This is a genomic window from Enterobacter adelaidei, assembly GCF_041937165.1.
Lineage (GTDB): Bacteria > Pseudomonadota > Gammaproteobacteria > Enterobacterales > Enterobacteriaceae > Enterobacter > Enterobacter adelaidei.
Window position 1 is genome coordinate 3,039,256 of record NZ_CP154353.1, and the last position, 18,891, is coordinate 3,058,146.

The window sequence follows — 18,891 nt, forward strand, 5'->3', positions numbered from 1 at the left end:
GCTCTATATTGGCGGCGTTTTTTTCAGGCCCCCATCTGTTTTTTAACTTTTTATTCAATCGTGGCTCATAACGAAGCGGCGGTTGTAGGAGTGATATGATGACGGATAAAGTCCGTATTGACACCGTAGATGCCCACAAAAGCAACGAAACCTATCTGGCCCGTCAGGCCGAGTTTGAATCTAACGTCAGGAGTTATCCGCGCAAACTGCCTTTAGCCATCACTAAAGCAGAAGGCGTGTGGATCACCGATGCAGATAATAAAGAATACCTTGACTGTTTAGCAGGCGCAGGGACCCTTGCGCTTGGCCATAACCATCCTGATGTGCTGAAAAGCATCCAAAATGTCATTACCAGCGGCTTGCCGTTACATACCCTGGATCTGACTACGCCTCTAAAAGACGCGTTTTCAGAATACCTGCTCTCTCTGCTGCCAGGTCAGGGCAAAGAGTACTGCCTGCAGTTCACCGGTCCATCCGGTGCTGACGCCGTGGAAGCGGCGCTGAAACTGGCGAAAAAAGTCACCGGCCGTAGCGGTATCATCAGCTTCTCTGGTGGTTACCACGGTATGACCCACGGCGCACTGTCCGTGACCGGCAACCTGTCTCCGAAAGAAGCGGTTGACGGTATGATGCCAGAAGTACAGTTCATGCCTTACCCGCACGAATACCGTTGCCCGCTGGGTATCGGTGGTGAAGCAGGCGTGAAAGCGCTGACCTACTACTTCGAAAACCTGATTAACGACGTGGAAAGTGGCGTGCGCAAACCTGCAGCCGTCATTCTGGAAGCCGTTCAAGGTGAAGGCGGTGTGAACCCGGCTCCAGTTGAGTGGCTGCAGCGTATCCGCAAAGTGACTCAGGAACACGGCATTCTGCTGATCCTCGACGAAGTTCAGGCTGGCTTTGCGCGTACCGGTAAATTCTTCGCCTTCGAACACGCTGGCATCGAGCCAGACATCATCGTGATGTCTAAAGCTGTAGGTGGCGGTCTGCCACTGGCTGTGCTCGGTATCAAAAAGCAGTTCGATGCATGGGCTCCAGGTCACCACACCGGTACCTTCCGCGGCAACCAGCTGGCGATGGCAACCGGTCTGACCACGCTGAAAATCCTGAAAGATCAGAACATCGCAGGCAAAGTAGCTGCACAGGGCGAATGGCTGAAAGGCCAGCTGAAAGAGATGGCGAAGCGCTATCCGGTAATCGGCCACGTTCGCGGTCTGGGCATGATGATCGGTATCGAGATCGTTAAGCCAAACGAAGCTGCTGACCACATGGGTTGCTTCCCGGGTGATGGCGAGCTGTCTGCCCTGATTCAGAAGAAGTGCTTCGAAGCCGGTCTGATTCTGGAGCGTGGTGGTCGCAACGGTATCGTTCTGCGTCTGCTGCCTTCCTTGCTGATCAGCGATGAAGAGCTGAAAATCTTCCTGGATAAATTCGAGCAGGCACTGCTTGCTGCGGGCGTTCGCCCGGCGTAACCGGAGTAGTTGAACACGATGTCAGATTCAAACCCAATTTTGTTCTCCTCTGCACAGAGCATTGAAGCTTACCAGCAGGCGATTGAACAAAGCACTCAGGCCGTGATGCAGTGGCTGAAACAGCCTGAGATGTACCAGGGCAAAACGGTCGCGGAACTGCGCGACCGTATTAAGCTGGATTTCAACCCGAAAGGGCTGGGCAACGAAGCGGCAATTGAACGCGCCGTGGAGTTCTTCCTGAAAGACAGTTTGTCCGTTCATCACCCACAGTGTGTGGCGCACCTGCACTGCCCAAGCCTGGTCGTAAGCCAGGCGGCAGAAGTGCTGATCAACGCCACTAACCAGAGTATGGACTCCTGGGATCAAAGCCCGTCCGCAACCATCATTGAGATCAAACTGATCGAATGGCTGCGTACCCGCGTGGGTTATCAGGCTGGCGACGCAGGTGTCTTCACCAGCGGTGGCACCCAGAGCAACCTGATGGGTCTGATGCTGGCTCGTGATGCGTTCTTTGCGCGTCAGGGCCACTCCGTTCAGCAGGACGGCCTGACGGGCGATCTGCGTAAGATCCGCGTACTGTGCTCAGAAAACGCGCACTTCTCCGTGCAGAAAAACATGGCGCTGATGGGTCTGGGCTACCAGTCCGTGGTGCAGGTGAAAACGGACGAATTCTCGCGCATGGATCTGACCGATCTGGCGGCGAAAATCGAACAGTGCAACGCGAATGGCGAACAGATCCTGGCGATTGTCGCGACAGCAGGGACCACCGATGCCGGTGCTATTGACCCTCTGCGTGCTATTGCTGAGCTGGCGGCGAAGCAGAATATCTGGGTACACGTTGATGCGGCATGGGGCGGCGCGCTGCTGATGTCTGAGCAGTATCGTCACTACCTGGACGGCATTGAACTGGTGGATTCCGTTACTCTGGACTTCCACAAGCAGTTCTTCCAGACCATCAGCTGCGGTGCTTTCCTGCTGAAAGAAGCACGCCACTATGAACTGATGCGCTATCAGGCGGCTTACCTGAACTCTGAGTTCGACGAAGAAGCAGGCGTGCCTAACCTGGTGTCCAAATCGCTGCAGACCACGCGCCGTTTCGACGCGCTGAAGCTGTGGATGAGCCTGGAAGCGCTGGGTCAGGAGCAATACGCAGCGATCATCGATCACGGCGTGACGCTGGCACAGCAGGTTGCGGCTTATGTGCAAGAGCAGCCTGCTCTGGAACTGGTTATGCAACCGCAGCTGGCAAGCGTACTGTTCCGCTTCCGCGGACAGGTGCAGACCGATGAAGCGGGTATCGCCCTGCTGAACCAGAAAATTGGTGATGCGCTGCTGGAATCCGGCCGTGCAAACGTCGGCGTGACTGAGCATAACGGTGTCACTTGCCTGAAGCTGACGCTGTTGAACCCAACCGTGACGCTGGAAGATATTAAAATCCTGCTGTCTCTGGTTGAGCGCACCGCTCAGGAAGTTCTGGCGAAGTAATACAAAACCCCTCTTCCGCAAGAAGAGGGGTTATTTTTATACCCCTGCCCACCACATTCTGGCTTTTAATCCCCAGTAACTCGTCCACCCCGTAGTCGTGCTGACAACGTCCCCCTTCGACACAATGACCAGCGTCGGCGTTACGCTCACCTGCCATGCCTGCGACAGCGCACCGTTTTCATCATTTATCACCGGCATTTTCAGCTGTTTCTTTTCAACCCAGCGCGCAAGCTTTGCGTCATCACCGGAACGCATGGCAATACTCACCACATTGCCACCCTCTTCTGCCAGCTTATTGACTGCAGGCGTGGTATAACGGCAGATGCTGCACCAGGTGGCCCAGACGTAAATCAGTAGCGGCCGGTCCTGACTGAGCGCCGCAATGTCGTGCATCGTGCCATCAATCCCCTGCATCGGAGTTGCACTAAACGTGGCAGGTAATGTCGGCTTGCGGTACTGATCCACACCCCACATCACGGCCAGCGCCAGCAGAACGAGTATGATCCCTTCCCGCGCCCAGCGGCGCAGTTTGCTGAATTTGCGGTTTTCCATTATGACCTCGAGAGTTAACGAAGGTCATCTTAGCGAGCTATGCGTCGTTTCGCTGTAAAGAAGTGTCGCGAGTGTACCGCTTTGCCACGCTGGTAAAACTTTAATCCTTGCGCGGTTGCCGTGTCGTGCTATGGCCATATTCGTATTGACCATAGCCTGAGTGGTAATACAGAGCAGCTGACTTCACCACGTCGTTCAGCACGGTCCCTTTTATGCACGCCCCATTTGTTGCAGGCGCTTGATGCAGTTCTCCATCTCTTTCAGGCTGGTCTTGCCAAAGCGAGCAACCAGCAATGAAGTTGCAGCCACCCTGACTGCCACTGCGGCATCGGTAACAGCCAGCACCGGCGGGGTATCAAGGATCACAAGGTCATAATGTTCATCTGCCCACGTCATTAACACTCTGAAGCGATCGCTCATCAGCAGTTCTGAAGGTTGCGATGGAACCGGCCCACAGGTCAGCACATCAATATTGCCTTTTTCATAGCGCTGAATCGCCTCCTGACACGCACATTTTCCGTCAAGCACCCCGGAAAGTCCGGTGTGGTTTTTTAAACCGAATACGTTATGGACATATCCCTCACGCATATCCGCGTCAATGAATAACACCCTGAGCCCGGCCTGTGCCTCAATCGCTGCCAGTGAGGTGCTGACCAGCGTTTTTCCGCAGTCCTGCGTCGGGCCAGAAATCATGACGATCCGGTTAGCGGCATCCTGCAGCGTGAAATGCAAGCTGGTACGCAACCCCCGCACAGCCTCAACAAAAATATCTGCTGGCCGGTCAACAGGCAGGAAAGGCACATCGGTAATCTTGTGACTCCAGCGCGAGCCAAATACTCTTTTCCTGTGCAGGTGCGTTTTTTTCCACAGCCACATCGAACGCGGCAAGGTAGCCATCACCTGAACTCCCAGCCCTTCAAGCTGCTCGGCGGTGTTGAGACCACGTCTGAGCGCAATGCGAACCAGCACCAGCCCCATTGAGAATATCAACCCCAGCAGGGCACCAAAAACAATAATCAGCGGCTTTCGCGGTTTAACAGGATCAGGTTGCGTCACCGCGCTGTCGATAATTCGCACGTTACCGATGGCGCTGGAACGTGAGATGTTCAACTCTTGCTGACGTGTGAGTAGCTGCAGGTAGATTGTCCGACCTGACTCCACATCCCGACTGAGGCGCAAAATGTCCTGTTGAGTCGAAGGCATGGCTGAGACACGCTGATTCAGGCGAACTTTCTCCTGTACCAGCGTCTGGCGTTTTTCATGCAATGCGCGGTAATTCGGGTGATCTTTCTTGAAGAGTTGAGAAATCTCCGCCTCACGAAACGTCAACTCGTTAAGCTGGTTTTCGATATTAACAATCTGTTCAAGAACCGATTTCGCTTCCAGCGAAAGATCGACCGAGTCACGCTGTTTGCGATACTGATTCAGCCGCTCTTCGGCCTGCTCGAGCTCGATTCTGATTTTAGGTAACTGCTGCTGTAAAAACGCAAGACTTCGCGAATCCTGCGCTTCCTGACGGGCAATATTTTGCTGCAGGTAATTGTTGGCAATACGGTTGAGCACATGGGCAATACGATCAGGATCGCTGCCGGTCAGGGTGAGCGTCATTACTCCACTCTGTTTTGCCGATTCAACTACGCTAAATTGGTTGCTCAGCGCATTGATTGCCTCCAGACGGGAACAGGTTTGTAGCGTGAATTGCGTGCCCGTTGGGGCATTCAGTTTCGCCACCAGCAGGGAAATCCCCTCTTTTTCAAAAGGTTTTCCCTCCCTACCCTCAGCATAAAAATTGTCGCCTTCCAGCCGGTATGCGCCTTTTTCCAGCACCGTGAGCACAAGGGATCGTGGTTTTCCATCAACAAGTGGCAGTTGTAACCAACCAAGGGCGATCGTCGCTGGCTTACGGCCCTGCAACTGCACCCACAACTGCCCTACGACAGGGAAAGTACGCCACGTCACGTGCTGCGTTAAACCTAATTCATCAACGGTAGCGCCCAGGATCATGCGTGATTTAAGCAGGAGTATTTCTGGTTCCACATCGGGAGACATCTCATTACCAAACTGTCTTAAATTTTTGAGCAGGCTATTATCCTGCTTTCCTTCCACCTGAATTAAGGCATCCGCGCGGTATACGGGCGTGGCCAAAAAAGCATACAGGCCTGCCAGCAAGGTAAAAATGACAGTCATCGATAAAATGACTGCACGATGATCGATCATTTCGCCGAGTAGACGAATGAGATCAATTTCATGATTTTCCGGTGTTGTGGCACCGTAACTGCCTGTTGTGTAAGACGACATTAACGCTTCATTCCTTGTTGACTCAATCGATGAGCCCATTCCTGGCTGGCTTTGCCCAGCAGTCCGAAAACATAGTCGAATGCTTCACGGCTTTTACGATAGGGATCGGGGATGTCCTGCGGCTCCAGCCATTGCCCAAAGAGCAGAGATTTGCCGCGAATTTCCGGGGCCATGGCAGAGATAAAGCGAAGATGAGCAGGTTCCATAACCAGAATAAGATCCGATTCCCGCATGATCTGCGGAGTTAATTTGCGCGCGCGATGTTCACCGAGCGAGAGCCCATGTCGCCCGGCCACGTCCTGAGCGTGGATATCCGCCGGGCTTCCTTCCAGCCCAAATATGCCTGCCGAGGTGATCTGTTTTCCCGGTAGCAACTGGCGTAACAACTGCTCTCCAATCGGTGAGCGACAAATATTGCCGGTGCAAACCACTAAGATGGAATCGAACATTATTGCGGCCACGATCTGATGTAACGGACCGTTTCGGTCAGATCATGAACACCGCTGATGGTCGGCACGAGCTGAGTAATGACGCGATTCCAGCGCGACAGCGGAGCCGTGGTGACATAAACAATGTCGTAGGGTTCAAGCTGGAATTCGGTGCCCAACACCATCGCAGAGGCATCCTGCGCATTAAGCTGATAAATGTTGGCGATTTTTCCCGCATTGTTGCCTTTAGCAATGGAGCGAATGACAAAAATACCCGTCGCATCGGCCATGTCCTGGTTCAACCCGCCCGCATTGCTCAGCGCTTCGGCAAGGGTCATCCCACTCCTGTCCATCTTCAGCGTGCTCTGCTTAATCACTTCCCCCATCACAAAGACTTTCAGTGCGTCATTGCGTGGAACAAAAAGAATATCGCCCGGGTAGAGCAGCTTATTTTGCGTCAGGTCGCCGCGCTGCATCAGCGCGTACAGAGAGAGGTGCGAATCTTTCCCCTCGTGAGTGAGAACCACATTGCGCCAGTCAGCGTCAGCAGAAAGCCCACCCGCCGCGTTGACGGCATCCATAACCGTCATTGGAATATTGGTGATAGCCTGCTGGCCAGATTTGGCGACTTCGCCAGTGACATAAGCTTTTTGCGAGCGGAAGGCCGCCACGCTGACATCCACCTGCGGGCTTTCGATAACGCTCTCCAGTCGTGTGGCGATCTCCTCCCTCACTTCAGAGACCGTTTTTCCCGCCACAGTGACTTTTCCGACATAGGGATAAAAGAGGGTACCATCCGCGTTCACCCAGTTACCGGCATCACTGGCACTTCGATATTGCCCAGCCGGTGTTGTCAGTTCAGGGTGATCCCAAACGGTAACGGTTAAAACATCACCTGCTCCAATGCGGTATTCCCAGTTTCTGAGCTGCTCATCCAGCTTAGGATTTGGCTGAGATTTCACGACGGCGGGACGCAATTTTTCAATCAGGGAAGGGGTAAGTGGATAAAGATCCACACGCTTATCAACATTATTATATTCATCACCCGTCGTGATGATATTTTTCCCTGATGAGCTTAATGCTTGCCCGGGAGAAAATACACAGCCAGTCAACTGACTTATCGCTAAGAATATTACAAATAGTGTAGTTGTGTTTTTCATTAAAATTAATTTATGATTCATGAGCACAACAAACGTATAACAGAAAATTCAGAAAGAATTACTGAACCCATCAACGCTCTGTTTTTCATGCAGTTAAATAAAAAAAACACATCATCTAATGATGCGCTGGATTAACTTAATAAACGGAAGGAGGTTGAATTAAAAATTAAACCGTTCCGCTTTTATAAGTTTAATTTGCCTTTAAAAAAAACGCATGTCTTTCAGATCACAAACTTAGAGTAAATTTATACTTTCAGAATTAATTAAAAAACACATTTCTGCACTGAATTACTCTTAGGAAATATCATTCATAAGCAAAATGGTATTAACCATTTGATCTACACAAAATCGTCCACTTTTGTTACATTTTTTTTCTAACAGGGTCTGCTGGGATACTTAAAATAGGCTGTCTGCCACATCGTCATCACTACAGCAGGCTGAGAGTATCAGTAACGATATAACTGGAGAAAAAATGGCTAAGCGTACATGGCTACTTCTGGGTGTAATAATGTCTCTTGCGAGTGCGGCTTCAGCAGCCCCGCAAACAGCGTCAGCGTCTGGCGGCATCAAAGCTTATGAAGAACAAGAGTTCATCGCTGATTTCACGAAGTTCAAAATTGGCGACACCGCACCTGCGCAGTATCAAACGCCCGAGTACACCATCAAACAGTACCAGTTGCGTAACCTCCCGGCACCGGATGCCGGTACACACTGGACCTATATGGGCGAGAATTACGTCCTGATCGGTGATACTGATGGCAAAATCTACAAAGCCTATAACGGAGATATCTTCTATCACCGCTGATTCGATCCTGATTCGCCCGTGGCAGGAGAGCGATCGCCCTTTCCTGCGCACGCTCTACCTCCACGCCCGGCGTGAAGCCTGGCCGTGGTTGGACAATTCACAGTGGCAGCTTGAAGACTTTGATGCAGCAACCCGTGACGAAGTAATTTGGGTCGCCGTTCAGAACGGTCATCGCCTGGGTTTTGCTTCAGTCTGGACGAACGATAATTTCCTGCACAACCTGTTTGTTGACCCGCAGTATCAGAGCCTTGGAGTCGGACACTTGCTCCTGGGGCAGGTGCAGAAAACGTTTACCAGCACAGGTTCGCTTAAGTGTCTGAAGAAGAATTCGCGGGCTGTTGCGTTTTACCAGCGACACGGCTGGCACATTGAGTCGAAGGGAATTTCTCCGGACGGAGAGTACTATCTGATGCATTACCGGCTTGGGTAAAGTCAGGTGGCGCTACGCTTACCTGACCTACAAAACCGTATTCCGTAGGCCGGGTAAGGCGAAGCCGCCACCCGGCAATTCGGAGCTGGGAACTTACACCGCGCGGAACGCGATATCACCCGGTATCACTTCACCCTGCCAGTAGAGCTGCGCTGCAACGCGCCCCGCCAGCTGGCGATACATCTCAGCAAATTCGCTGTCCGGACGGCTGACGACCGTCGGTTTTCCGCTGTCGAGATCCTCACGAAGAGTAATATGCAGCGGCATCTGGCCAAGCAGTTGGGTGTGATATTTCGCGGCCAGTTTTTCTGCCCCACCCGTACCAAAGATTGGTTCGTGGTGACCGCAGTTGCTGCAGATGTGCATGCTCATGTTTTCAACAATACCAAGCACCGGCACTTCCACTTTCTCGAACATCACGATGCCTTTTTTGGCGTCAATCAGCGCGATATCTTGCGGCGTGGTCACCACAACCGCTCCCGTAACCGGAATATTCTGCGCCAGCGTGAGCTGAATATCACCGGTACCCGGCGGCATATCCAGCACCAGATAATCCAGATCCGGCCACATCGTCTCCTGCAGCATCTGCATCAGCGCTTTGCTGGCCATCGGGCCACGCCAGACCATGGCGTTATCATCGGTGACCAGATACCCAATGGAGTTGGTGGCCAGGCCATGAGCCATGATGGGGGCCATGTGAGTGCCATCCGGCGAGGTTGGACGCTGGTTTTCCGCCCCCAGCATGTTTGGAATAGAAGGCCCGTAGATATCGGCATCCAGAATACCGACCTTTGCCCCTTCTGCCGCCAGCGCCAGCGCCAGGTTAACCGCGGTGGAGGATTTACCTACCCCGCCTTTGCCTGAACTTACGGCAATGATATTTTTCACACCGTTCACGCCCGGCTGGTTTTTCACCCGCTTCAGGGTAGCGATGCTGTGGGTCAGCTTCCAGTCAATCGCTTTTGCACCGGTAATGCGCAGCAGTTCAGAGCTGGTTTGCTCTTTCAACGCGTCAAATGCGCTGCTCCAGACGAACGGCATCTGCAACTCAATGTGCAGGGTATCGTCCAGCCAGGCGACGTGGTGCAACACTTTCAGCGTCGTAAGATTATGTTTCAGGGTTGGATGCTGAAAGTTAGCCAGCGTCCCGGCGACCATTGCTCGTAAGGCTTCCGGTGATTTGGCCTGGGATTGAGAACTCATCCCGACTCCTTTGTTCTTGTGAATAAGACCTTAGATGAACAAGTTTACCTGAAAGGCCGTGGTTTGTGCTTACTTAATAATGCCCCTTTTGGTAATATCAAAAACCCTTTTCACAGTTAAAAGAAGTAATGCCTACTATGACTCAAGTCGCGAAGAAAATTCTGGTAACGTGCGCACTGCCGTACGCCAACGGCTCAATCCACCTCGGCCACATGCTGGAGCATATCCAGGCTGATGTCTGGGTCCGTTACCAGCGAATGCGCGGCCACGAGGTTAATTTCATCTGTGCGGACGATGCCCACGGCACGCCGATCATGCTGAAAGCTCAGCAACTGGGGATTTCCCCGGAGCAGATGATTGCCGAAATGAGTCAGGAGCATCAGACTGATTTTGCTGGCTTTGACATCAGCTACGACAACTATCACTCCACGCACAGCGACGAAAACCGTGAGCTGTCGGAGCTGATCTACACGCGTCTGAAAGAGAACGGTTTTATCAAAAACCGCACCATCTCCCAGCTGTACGATCCGGAAAAAGGCATGTTCCTGCCGGACCGTTTCGTCAAAGGCACCTGTCCAAAATGTAAATCCCCGGACCAGTACGGCGATAACTGCGAAGTGTGCGGCGCGACCTACAGCCCGACCGAGCTTATCGAGCCGAAATCCGTGGTGTCCGGCGCAACGCCTGTGATGCGTGACTCCGAGCACTTCTTCTTCGACCTGCCATCCTTCAGTGAAATGCTGCAGGCATGGACCCGCAGCGGCGCGCTGCAGGAGCAGGTAGCGAACAAGATGCAGGAGTGGTTCGAGTCCGGTCTGCAGCAGTGGGATATCTCCCGCGATGCACCGTACTTTGGTTTCGAAATTCCGAATGCACCGGGTAAATATTTCTACGTCTGGCTGGATGCGCCAATCGGCTACATGGGCTCCTTCAAGAACCTGTGCGACAAACGTGGCGACACCGTCAGCTTCGACGAATACTGGAAGAAAGATTCCACAGCCGAGTTGTATCACTTCATCGGTAAAGACATCGTTTACTTCCACAGCCTGTTCTGGCCGGCGATGCTGGAAGGCAGCAACTTCCGCAAGCCAACCAACCTGTTCGTACACGGCTACGTGACGGTAAACGGCGCGAAGATGTCCAAGTCCCGCGGGACGTTCATCAAAGCCAGCACCTGGCTGAACCACTTCGATGCGGACAGCCTGCGCTACTACTACACCGCGAAGCTCTCTTCCCGCATCGACGATATCGACCTGAACCTGGAAGATTTCGTGCAGCGCGTGAACGCCGACATCGTCAACAAAGTGGTGAACCTGGCATCCCGTAACGCGGGCTTTATCGCGAAGCGTTTTGACGGCGTGATGGCAGCCGAACTGGCTGACCCAGCCCTGTACAAAACCTTTACCGATGCCGCAGCCACCATTGGCGAAGCGTGGGAAGCGCGTGAGTTCGGTAAGGCCGTGCGTGAAATTATGGCACTGGCAGACCTGGCTAACCGCTATGTGGACGAGCAGGCTCCGTGGGTTGTGGCGAAACAGGAAGGCCGTGATGCCGATCTGCAGGCTATCTGCTCCATGGGGATCAACCTGTTCCGCGTACTGATGACGTACCTGAAGCCGGTTCTGCCACAGCTTGCTACACGTGCAGAAGCGTTCCTGAACACTGAACTGACCTGGGATGCGATTGCTCAGCCGCTGCTCGGCCACAAGGTGAACACCTTTAAAGCGCTGTACAACCGCATCGAGATGAAGCAGGTTGAAGCGCTGGTTGAAGCTTCGAAAGAAGAGGTGAAAGCCGCTGCTGCGCCGGTTACCGGCCCGCTGGCTGACGATCCGATTCAGGACACCATCACCTTTGATGATTTCGCGAAAGTTGACCTGCGCGTGGCGCTGATTGAAAACGCGGAGTTTGTGGATGGCTCCGATAAACTGCTGCGTCTGACGCTGGATCTGGGCGGCGAGAAACGTAATGTCTTCTCGGGTATTCGTTCTGCGTATCCAGACCCACAGGTGCTGATTGGCCGCCAGACGGTCATGGTGGCTAACCTGGCACCACGCAAAATGCGCTTTGGTATTTCTGAAGGCATGGTGATGGCCGCAGGCCCTGGCGGGAAAGATATCTTCCTGTTAAGTCCTGACGAAGGCGCGAAGCCTGGTCAGCAGGTGAAATAACAAAAAAGCCGGAGATAATCTCCGGCTTTTTTTATGGCTTCGCGCTGTGTATGCGATTCGTCAGCCCGCGCAAGAAATAGCGCATAAACTGGTCTCCGCACTCGCGATAGTTCTTATGGTCCGGGGCACGCATCATGGCGGTGATCTCTGGCATCGAGACGCGGAATTTCTGCTCGGTCATGATCGCCAGGATATCGTCAGTCTTCAGTGAAAACGCAATACGCAGCTTTTTCAGCACCGTATTGTTGTTTACGCGACGCTCCAGCGCCAGCTCTGGCGCAGACTCATCTTTACCGCGCTTGTCATAGATCAGGCCGTTCAGGAAGCCAGACAGAATAATGTCCGGGCAGCGGACAAAGCCCTCTTCGTCTTCTTTGGTCATCCAGGTATCGAAACCGGCCGACGTGGACTCCATGTCGGAGAGCGCAAGAATGCGCACCATGTCGTTATTATTCGCTTTCAGGGTGTAGCGCAAGCTACGGAGAATATCGTTACTGAGCATAGAGCCTTCGAATGTCGATGATGCAATGGCGCGCAGTGTACCAGCTTTACAGGCCAATCGCCTCTTTCAAACTCTTCAGGTAGCGACGGCTAACCGGCACCGTTTGCCCGGCGCGCAGCACCAGCTCTGCCTGACCGTTGTCTTCCAGGCGGATCTCTTTCAGGTGCGCCATATTGACCAGATACTGGCGATGGCAGCGAATGAGCGGCGTGCGGCTCTCCAGCGTCCGCAAGGTCAACTCGGTAAACCCTTCATTTCCTTCCGCACTGGTGACAAATACGCCGCTCAGGCGGCTGCTGACAAATGCCACATCATCCATCTGCAAAAGATAAATCCGGCTGTGTCCGGTGCAGGGGATAAACTTCAGCGGCTGCTGGTTCTCGGGCAACAGCGTGACATCCTGAACGGTACGCTCCTGGCGTAATCGGGTCAGGGTCTTTTCCAGCCGCTTCTCTTCAATTGGCTTGAGTAAATAATCAAACGCATGTTCCTCAAAGGCTTTAACGGCATATTCGTCGAATGCGGTTAAAAACACGATGTAGGGACGATGCTCCGGATCGAGCATCCCGACCATCTCCAGCCCGCTGATTCGGGGCATCTGAATGTCGAGGAACAGTACGTCCGGGCGCAGTTTGTGGACAGCACCGATAGCCTCAATGGCGTTCGCACACTCACCCACAATCTCAATATCAGGCTGCTCCTGCAGCAGAACGCGCAGGTTTTCCCGTGCCAGCGGCTCGTCATCCACAATCAGCACTCTTAACATGCGTTTTCCTCCAGCGGCAGTCGTACGGTAATTCGGGTAAATCGATCGGGCTCACAGGCGACGGTGATGCCGCAGTCATCGCCAAAATGTGCACGCAGACGTTTATCTACCAGACTCATCCCTAAACCCCCTGTAGCGGAAGGCTGGTAAAGCCCGGCGTTATCTTCGATATCGAGCACCAGATGATGATTAAAACGGCTGGCGGAAATAGTGACCTCCCCGATACCCAGAAGCTGTGAGGTACCGTGTTTGATGGCATTTTCTACAATAGGCTGCAGGGTAAAAGCAGGAAGATGTTGATGGGACAGCTCATCCGGGACGGAGAGCGACACCTGCAGGCGCGACTGGAAACGTGCCTGCTCAATCTGTAGATAAGCATTAACGTGCTCAATCTCATCGGCCAGGGTCACGATCTCAGAAGGACGCTTCAGGTTCTTACGGAAAAAGGTCGACAGAAACTGCACCAGCTGCGCGGCCTGATCGCTGTCGCGCCGAATGACCGCTTTGAGCGTATTGAGAGCATTAAACAGGAAGTGCGGGTTCACCTGAGCATGCAGGAGTTTTATCTCTGACTGGGTCAGCAACGCCTTCTGGCGCTCATACTGCCCGGCCAGGATCTGTGCGGAAAGCAATTGGGCGATCCCCTCCCCCAGCGTGCGGTTGATGGAACTGAACAGGCGATTTTTCGCTTCATACAGTTTGATGGTACCCATCACTCTCTGGTTTTCTCCGCGCAACGGAATGACCAGCGTAGAACCCAGTTTGCACTGCGGATGCAGCGAACAGCGATAAGGCACTTCGTTACCGTCGGCATAAACCACTTCGCCAGTTTCAATGGCGCGCAGCGTATAGGCTGAGGAGATGGGTTTACCAGGCAAATGGTGATCGTCCCCGGTACCGGTAAAGGCCAGCAGCCGCTCACGGTCTGTTATCGCCACGGCACCGATATCCAGCTCTTTATAGAGAACCAGCGCAACCTTCATGCTGTTTTCTTCGTTAAAGCCCTGGCGCAGGATCCCTTCCGTCGAAGCGGCAACCTTCAGCGCGGTTGCGGAAAACGCCGAGGTGTACTTCTCAAACATGGCACGTTTATCGAGCAAAATACGCATAAACAGCGCCGCCCCCACGGTGTTGGTCACCATCATCGGGGCGGCAATGCTGCTGACCAGGTGCAGCGCATCCTCAAACGGGCGGGCAATCAGCAAAATGATCGCCATCTGCGCCATTTCGGCGACAAAGGTAATCGCACCTGCGGTCAGTGGGCTGAAGACTTTATCCGGACGGCCACGTTTGATCAGATAGCTATGCACCAGGCCACCGAGCAGCCCTTCTACGATCGTGGAAATCATGCAACTGAGTGCCGTCATCCCGCCCATGGAATAGCGATGCAGGCCCCCCGTTAAACCGACAAGACCCCCGACGACGGGACCGCCCAACAGTCCGCCCATCACCGCGCCGATAGCGCGCGTATTGGCAATAGAGTCTTCGATATGAAGACCAAACCAGGTCCCCATAATGCAGAATATGGAAAATACGACGTAGCAGAGAAATTTGTGCGGCAGACGGACGGTGACTTGCATCAGCGGAATAAACAGGCGCGTTTTGCTCATCAGCCAGGCGATGACAAGGAACACGCACATCTGCTGAAGCAACAGCAGCACCAGATTAAACTCGTACATACTCAAAACCGCACACGCTAAAAACGCGTAACATACACTGATAAGGGGGAACTTTCTTTGAAGCACCCCAAAAAAGCGCGAAATCGTGTTCGCAATCACATCTTTTTCCGAACATTGCGCATGCTTCGCATTTTTTGTTCAAAAATCAATCAATCCTTCCTGGTTCGGCAAAGTGGGTCTACATTTATTCTGGGGAAGCGTGAGCCAGGGGGCGAATATGGCGCTTTACACAATAGGTGAAGTAGCACTCCTTTGTGATATCAATCCCGTTACCCTACGGGCGTGGCAACGGCGGTATGGATTACTGAAACCGCAAAGAACGGATGGCGGACATCGCCTTTTCAACGATGCCGATATCGACCGGATCCGTGAGATTAAAAGCTGGATCGACAACGGTGTGCAGGTTGGCAAAGTAAAGTCTCTGCTTTGCCAGGACGATCCTGACACACAGCACCTCTGGCGCGAACAACAGGAAACCCTGCTAAGACTTCTGCAGGCAGGCAACCTGCAGCGCCTGCGCGCATGGATAAAAGAGCAAGGGCGCGATTATCCGGCACAAACGCTGATCACGCATCTTTTCATACCGCTTCGCCGTCGTCTGCAGTGCCAACAGTCCACCCTGCAGGCGCTGCTCAGTATGCTCGATGGTGTGCTTATCAACTACATTGCCGTCTGTCTTGCCTCCGCGAAGAGCAAGGCCGGGAAAGATGCGCTGGTGGTCGGATGGAACGTGCACGATACCACCCGCCTGTGGCTGGAAGCCTGGATTGCAACGCAAAAGGGCTGGCGCGTGGATGTCCTTGCGCATTCGCTGGCACAGCTGCGGCCCGAATTTTTCGATGGTCAGACTCTGCTGGTCTGGTGTGGCGAAGTGCCATCCGCCTCGCAGCAACAGCTGCTGACGGAATGGCGTGAACATGGTTACCCGGTTTACTCACTTGGCCCGGATGAACAGTAACGGCATTTAATGGTTCATTAACAGCTGCGCTTCACCGTATAATTGTTCCGTTAACAACAGGAGCAGATGATGAAGGCAACCAAACTGGCCATTATTACCCTTTTTGTCCTGATGGCCGTAAGCGGTATCGGCGGCGTGATGCTGGCAGGATACTCGTTTATTGTTCGCGGCGGTGTCGGCTGAAGTACAGCGCCAGCCGCTCAAAAACGCGATCGACGACGATCGCCGCCAGCGCGACCAGCACCGCCCCCTGCACAATATACGCCGTATTAAACCCGCTTAAGCCGATTATGATCGGCGTTCCCAGCGTATTGGCTCCGACCGTCGAAGCAATCGTCGCCGTTCCGATGTTGATAATGACCGACGTACGGATCCCGGCAATAATTACCGGTGCCGCTAAAGGTAATTCAACCTTACGTAACCGCTGCCCGCGGCTCATCCCCATCCCCTCAGCCACGCTCAATACAGACGCAGGTACCGCCGCAATACCCGCCAGCGTGCCCTGTAGAATGGGCAGTACGCCATATAAAATCAGCGCAATAATAGCCGGTTGCTGACCAAAGCCCATGACCGGCACCGCTATCGCCAGCACCGCCACCGGTGGAAACGTCTGGCCGATTGCCGCTATCGTTTCGACCAGCGGACGAAATTCCCGGCCCGCTGGCCGTGTCACCACAATACCCGCCCCCACCCCCAGCACAACAGCGATAGCGCTTGAGAGGACCACCAGCCAGAGATGCGCCAGGGCGAGGTTAATAAAGCTCTCCTGCTGATAGACCGGTCGCGGCAGCTCGGGGAAAAGGGTACTGAACAGCGCCGCGCTGTGCGGCATCAGAAACAGTAAGGCGACAAAGATCGCTACCAGCCAGAAAAGCGGATCACGCAGTGTCTTCACGCACCACCTCCCCGGCCAGCAGATCGCGAAAATGCAAGGTACCACTCGGCGCACCGCGGGCGTCCGCAACAGGTAGCACCTCACACTGGCCCGCGACAAACGCGGAGAGCGCATCCCGCAGGCTCATCTGCTCCTGCAACGGTTCACCGCTCACCGGTGCATCCTCCCGACGCATGTAGTCGTTGACCGTCCGAAGGGAAAGCAGCCTGACGCCCAGCTCGCTGCGGCCAAAAAACTCACGCACAAAATCACTTTTTGGATGGCTTAACAGTTCGAGCGGGGTCCCCTGCTGAACCACCTCGCCGTGATCCATCAGCACCAGATGGTCGGCCAGACGCAGGGCTTCATCAATATCGTGCGTCACGAGAACGATCGTGCGTCCGAGAATGCGGTGAATGCGGGTCATTTCCGCCTGCAGCGCCCCGCGCGTGACCGGATCAAGCGCACCGAAGGGTTCATCCATCAACAATACCTGTGGGTTGGCCGCCAGCGCGCGCGCCACCCCGACCCTCTGCTGCTGTCCCCCGGAAAGCTGGTGCGGATAGCGGTCACGCAGGGCGGGCTCTAGTCCCAGCAGGGACATCAGTTCATCCACCCTGTCAGCGATTTTAGCCCGCGACCACTTCTCCAGCTGCAGCACGGTGGCAATGTTCTGCGCCACCGTCCAGTGCGGAAACAGGCCTATCGACTGAATGGCGTAGCCCATCCGGCGACGCAATTCCAGCACCGGCAGGCTGCGGATCTCCTCGCCGGCAAAGCGGATCAAACCGCTATCATGCTCAACCAGACGATTGATCATCTTCAGGGTGGTGGATTTCCCCGAACCTGATGTACCAATGAGAACGGAAAATGCGCCCTCGGCAAAGTTCAGGTTCAGGTGGCTTGCCGCCGGACGCCCCGCAAAAGTTTTACTGACATCATGAAATTCAATCATTGGCTCTTCTCCTGAGCAGCGCGAGCCATAAGGCAAACAGCGCATCGACGACAACCGCCAGCGCAATCGTGGGAACCACGCCTAATAACACCAGATCGAGGGCACTACTCAGCAGCCCCTGAAATACCAGCGCGCCAAAACCGCCCGCCCCAATCAGCGCCGCAATCACCGCCATGCCGACGGTTTGTACTGCCACCACCCGCAGGCTGCGCAGCAGCAGGGGCAGTGCCAGAGGAAGCTGGATCTGCCAGAAACATTGTCGCGTGCTCATCCCCATCGCATGGGCGCTTTCCAGCACATCCGGGGCGACCTGGCTCAAGCCCGCAACCACCCCACGCACCAGCGGCAACAGTGCATACAACACCAGCGCGATCAGCGCGGGGGTTAATCCCGTACCGGCGATCCCTATTGTTCCCAACACAGGAAATGACTTCACCAGCCCGGCCAGAGGGGCAATCAGCAGACCAAACAGCGCAACGGAAGGGATCGTCTGGATTACGTTCAGCACGGCAAAAACGCCCCCCTGACGTGAAGGATGGCGATAGCACCACATGCCCAGCGGGATCCCGAGCAGAAGGGCCGGGAAGAGCGTGCCGAAGAGAATGGTCAGATGTTGCGCCAGGGCATCATCAAATACCTCCTGACGGTTGGCATACTCTTTTAACAGCGAGAGATTATTCAGCTCGCCGCTAAACAGCAGGAACAATGGAATAACCCATATCTGCGCATTGAGCACCCAACGCCAGACGGACGCAGAGATGAGGCGACGTATGGCATCGCTGCAGGCGAGCAGGCACAGCGCCAGCCACAGCCACAGGCCGCTTCCCACCGTCGTTCTTGCCAGCGGACTTTCCGCCGATGCCATATGCGTTGCCGCAAGCCCGGCTCCCCAGAAAAGGGTGATAAAAAGCCCTTCAGAGAGCAGCAACGTCAACCATTGTGCTGTACGACCTTGCCAGAGCGATAGCGCAACCCACGCCCCCGGTGCCACCGCCAGCAACCACGGTGTAAACGACCAGACTTCCCAGAGAGAACGCCCCTCCCCCGACATCAGGCGATTAGGGGCGACATTCACAAACGGTAACGCGACCGCTGCGATGGTCACACAGGCCAACAGCAGCAGGACGCGGTTATGACATTTTATTGGCACAGC

General features: G+C 54.3%; 17 protein-coding genes and 1 pseudogene. 7 read left to right on the forward strand and 11 right to left on the reverse strand.

All coding sequences use genetic code 11. The annotated features are described in order from the left end of the window. Positions 1 to 95: 95 nt before the first annotated feature. The gene (locus AAHF05_RS14750) at positions 96 to 1,472 is read left to right on the forward strand and encodes a diaminobutyrate--2-oxoglutarate transaminase (protein ID WP_028016338.1); all 1,377 of its coding nucleotides are present in this window, start codon (positions 96 to 98) and stop codon (positions 1,470 to 1,472) included. An 18-nt stretch (positions 1,473 to 1,490) separates the two neighbouring features. After that, positions 1,491 to 2,957 carry an aspartate aminotransferase family protein gene (locus AAHF05_RS14755; RefSeq protein WP_028016337.1) on the forward strand — a complete coding sequence of 489 codons (1,467 nt, stop codon included), beginning with the start codon at positions 1,491 to 1,493 and terminating at the stop codon, positions 2,955 to 2,957. Between the two features lie 36 nt (positions 2,958 to 2,993). On the opposite strand, the gene AAHF05_RS14760 is transcribed toward AAHF05_RS14755, so the two are convergent. From AAHF05_RS14760 to AAHF05_RS14775, 4 genes and pseudogenes are all read right to left on the reverse strand, one after another. Next, a complete protein-coding gene (locus AAHF05_RS14760) occupies positions 2,994 to 3,509 on the reverse strand; it encodes a protein disulfide oxidoreductase (protein ID WP_129324317.1) in 516 nt (171 codons plus the stop codon). A gap of 100 nt (positions 3,510 to 3,609) precedes the next feature. After that, positions 3,610 to 5,807 (reverse strand): annotated as a pseudogene (gene etk, locus AAHF05_RS14765) (tyrosine-protein kinase). Further along, positions 5,807 to 6,256: a protein tyrosine phosphatase gene (locus AAHF05_RS14770; protein ID WP_108090785.1), complete on the reverse strand. Its 450-nt coding sequence runs from the start codon at positions 6,254 to 6,256 to the stop codon at positions 5,807 to 5,809. Before AAHF05_RS14770 ends, etk begins: the two are co-directional and overlap by 1 nt. Further along, positions 6,256 to 7,395 carry a polysaccharide export protein gene (locus AAHF05_RS14775; protein ID WP_129324316.1) on the reverse strand — a complete coding sequence of 380 codons (1,140 nt, stop codon included), beginning with the start codon at positions 7,393 to 7,395 and terminating at the stop codon, positions 6,256 to 6,258. The genes AAHF05_RS14770 and AAHF05_RS14775 overlap by 1 nt, the downstream gene beginning before the upstream one ends. 472 nt (positions 7,396 to 7,867) lie before the next feature. Between AAHF05_RS14775 and AAHF05_RS14780 the strand changes: the two genes are divergently transcribed. Together AAHF05_RS14780 and AAHF05_RS14785 are read left to right on the forward strand one after the other, a co-directional pair. Further along, on the forward strand, positions 7,868 to 8,200 hold the full coding sequence (locus tag AAHF05_RS14780; RefSeq protein WP_128347454.1) for an RcnB family protein: 333 nt from the start codon (positions 7,868 to 7,870) through the stop codon (positions 8,198 to 8,200). Beyond that, complete coding sequence (locus AAHF05_RS14785; RefSeq protein WP_129324315.1) at positions 8,151 to 8,630, forward strand: GNAT family N-acetyltransferase; 480 nt, start codon at positions 8,151 to 8,153, stop codon at positions 8,628 to 8,630. Before AAHF05_RS14780 ends, AAHF05_RS14785 begins: the two co-directional genes overlap by 50 nt. A gap of 93 nt (positions 8,631 to 8,723) precedes the next feature. Here the strand turns inward: AAHF05_RS14785 and apbC are convergent, their stop codons facing one another. Beyond that, a complete protein-coding gene (gene apbC, locus AAHF05_RS14790; RefSeq protein ID WP_129324314.1) occupies positions 8,724 to 9,833 on the reverse strand; it encodes an iron-sulfur cluster carrier protein ApbC in 1,110 nt (369 codons plus the stop codon). Positions 9,834 to 9,970: 137 nt separating this feature from the next. Between apbC and metG the strand changes: the two genes are divergently transcribed. Continuing rightward, the gene (gene metG, locus AAHF05_RS14795; protein WP_129324313.1) at positions 9,971 to 12,004 is read left to right on the forward strand and encodes a methionine--tRNA ligase; all 2,034 of its coding nucleotides are present in this window, start codon (positions 9,971 to 9,973) and stop codon (positions 12,002 to 12,004) included. A gap of 31 nt (positions 12,005 to 12,035) precedes the next feature. Here metG and AAHF05_RS14800 read toward each other — a convergent pair whose 3' ends face one another. The 3 genes from AAHF05_RS14800 to AAHF05_RS14810 are packed head-to-tail and all read right to left on the reverse strand — an operon-like array spanning position 12,036 to position 14,951. Further along, positions 12,036 to 12,506: a DUF1456 family protein gene (locus tag AAHF05_RS14800; RefSeq protein WP_028016328.1), complete on the reverse strand. Its 471-nt coding sequence runs from the start codon at positions 12,504 to 12,506 to the stop codon at positions 12,036 to 12,038. Between the two features lie 46 nt (positions 12,507 to 12,552). Then, complete coding sequence (gene btsR, locus AAHF05_RS14805) at positions 12,553 to 13,272, reverse strand: two-component system response regulator BtsR (RefSeq protein WP_024908144.1); 720 nt, start codon at positions 13,270 to 13,272, stop codon at positions 12,553 to 12,555. Then, positions 13,266 to 14,951, reverse strand: coding sequence for a sensor histidine kinase (locus tag AAHF05_RS14810; protein ID WP_108090787.1), 1,686 nt, complete (start codon positions 14,949 to 14,951; stop codon positions 13,266 to 13,268). Before AAHF05_RS14810 ends, btsR begins: the two co-directional genes overlap by 7 nt. A gap of 217 nt (positions 14,952 to 15,168) precedes the next feature. Here AAHF05_RS14810 and mlrA point away from each other — a divergent pair, with 217 nt between their 5' ends. Together mlrA and AAHF05_RS14820 are read left to right on the forward strand one after the other, a co-directional pair. Next, positions 15,169 to 15,909 (forward strand): HTH-type transcriptional regulator MlrA, encoded by a 741-nt coding sequence (gene mlrA / locus AAHF05_RS14815; protein ID WP_108090788.1) that lies wholly within the window; start codon positions 15,169 to 15,171, stop codon positions 15,907 to 15,909. 69 nt (positions 15,910 to 15,978) lie between these two features. Further along, positions 15,979 to 16,092 carry a protein YohO gene (locus tag AAHF05_RS14820; protein WP_008500895.1) on the forward strand — a complete coding sequence of 38 codons (114 nt, stop codon included), beginning with the start codon at positions 15,979 to 15,981 and terminating at the stop codon, positions 16,090 to 16,092. On the opposite strand, the gene AAHF05_RS14825 is transcribed toward AAHF05_RS14820, so the two are convergent. Genes AAHF05_RS14825 through AAHF05_RS14835 form a run of 3 tightly spaced genes read right to left on the reverse strand, consistent with a single transcriptional unit; the run spans position 16,067 to position 18,888 of the window. Further along, positions 16,067 to 16,804, reverse strand: coding sequence for an ABC transporter permease (locus AAHF05_RS14825; protein WP_129324312.1), 738 nt, complete (start codon positions 16,802 to 16,804; stop codon positions 16,067 to 16,069). The two genes, AAHF05_RS14820 and AAHF05_RS14825, sit on opposite strands and share 26 nt — an antisense overlap. Beyond that, entirely contained in the window at positions 16,788 to 17,738 is a 951-nt protein-coding gene (locus AAHF05_RS14830; protein ID WP_129324311.1) for an ABC transporter ATP-binding protein, read from the reverse strand. Before AAHF05_RS14830 ends, AAHF05_RS14825 begins: the two co-directional genes overlap by 17 nt. Beyond that, positions 17,731 to 18,888 (reverse strand): ABC transporter permease, encoded by a 1,158-nt coding sequence (locus tag AAHF05_RS14835; RefSeq protein WP_129324310.1) that lies wholly within the window; start codon positions 18,886 to 18,888, stop codon positions 17,731 to 17,733. The genes AAHF05_RS14830 and AAHF05_RS14835 overlap by 8 nt, the downstream gene beginning before the upstream one ends. Positions 18,889 to 18,891 lie beyond the last annotated feature (3 nt).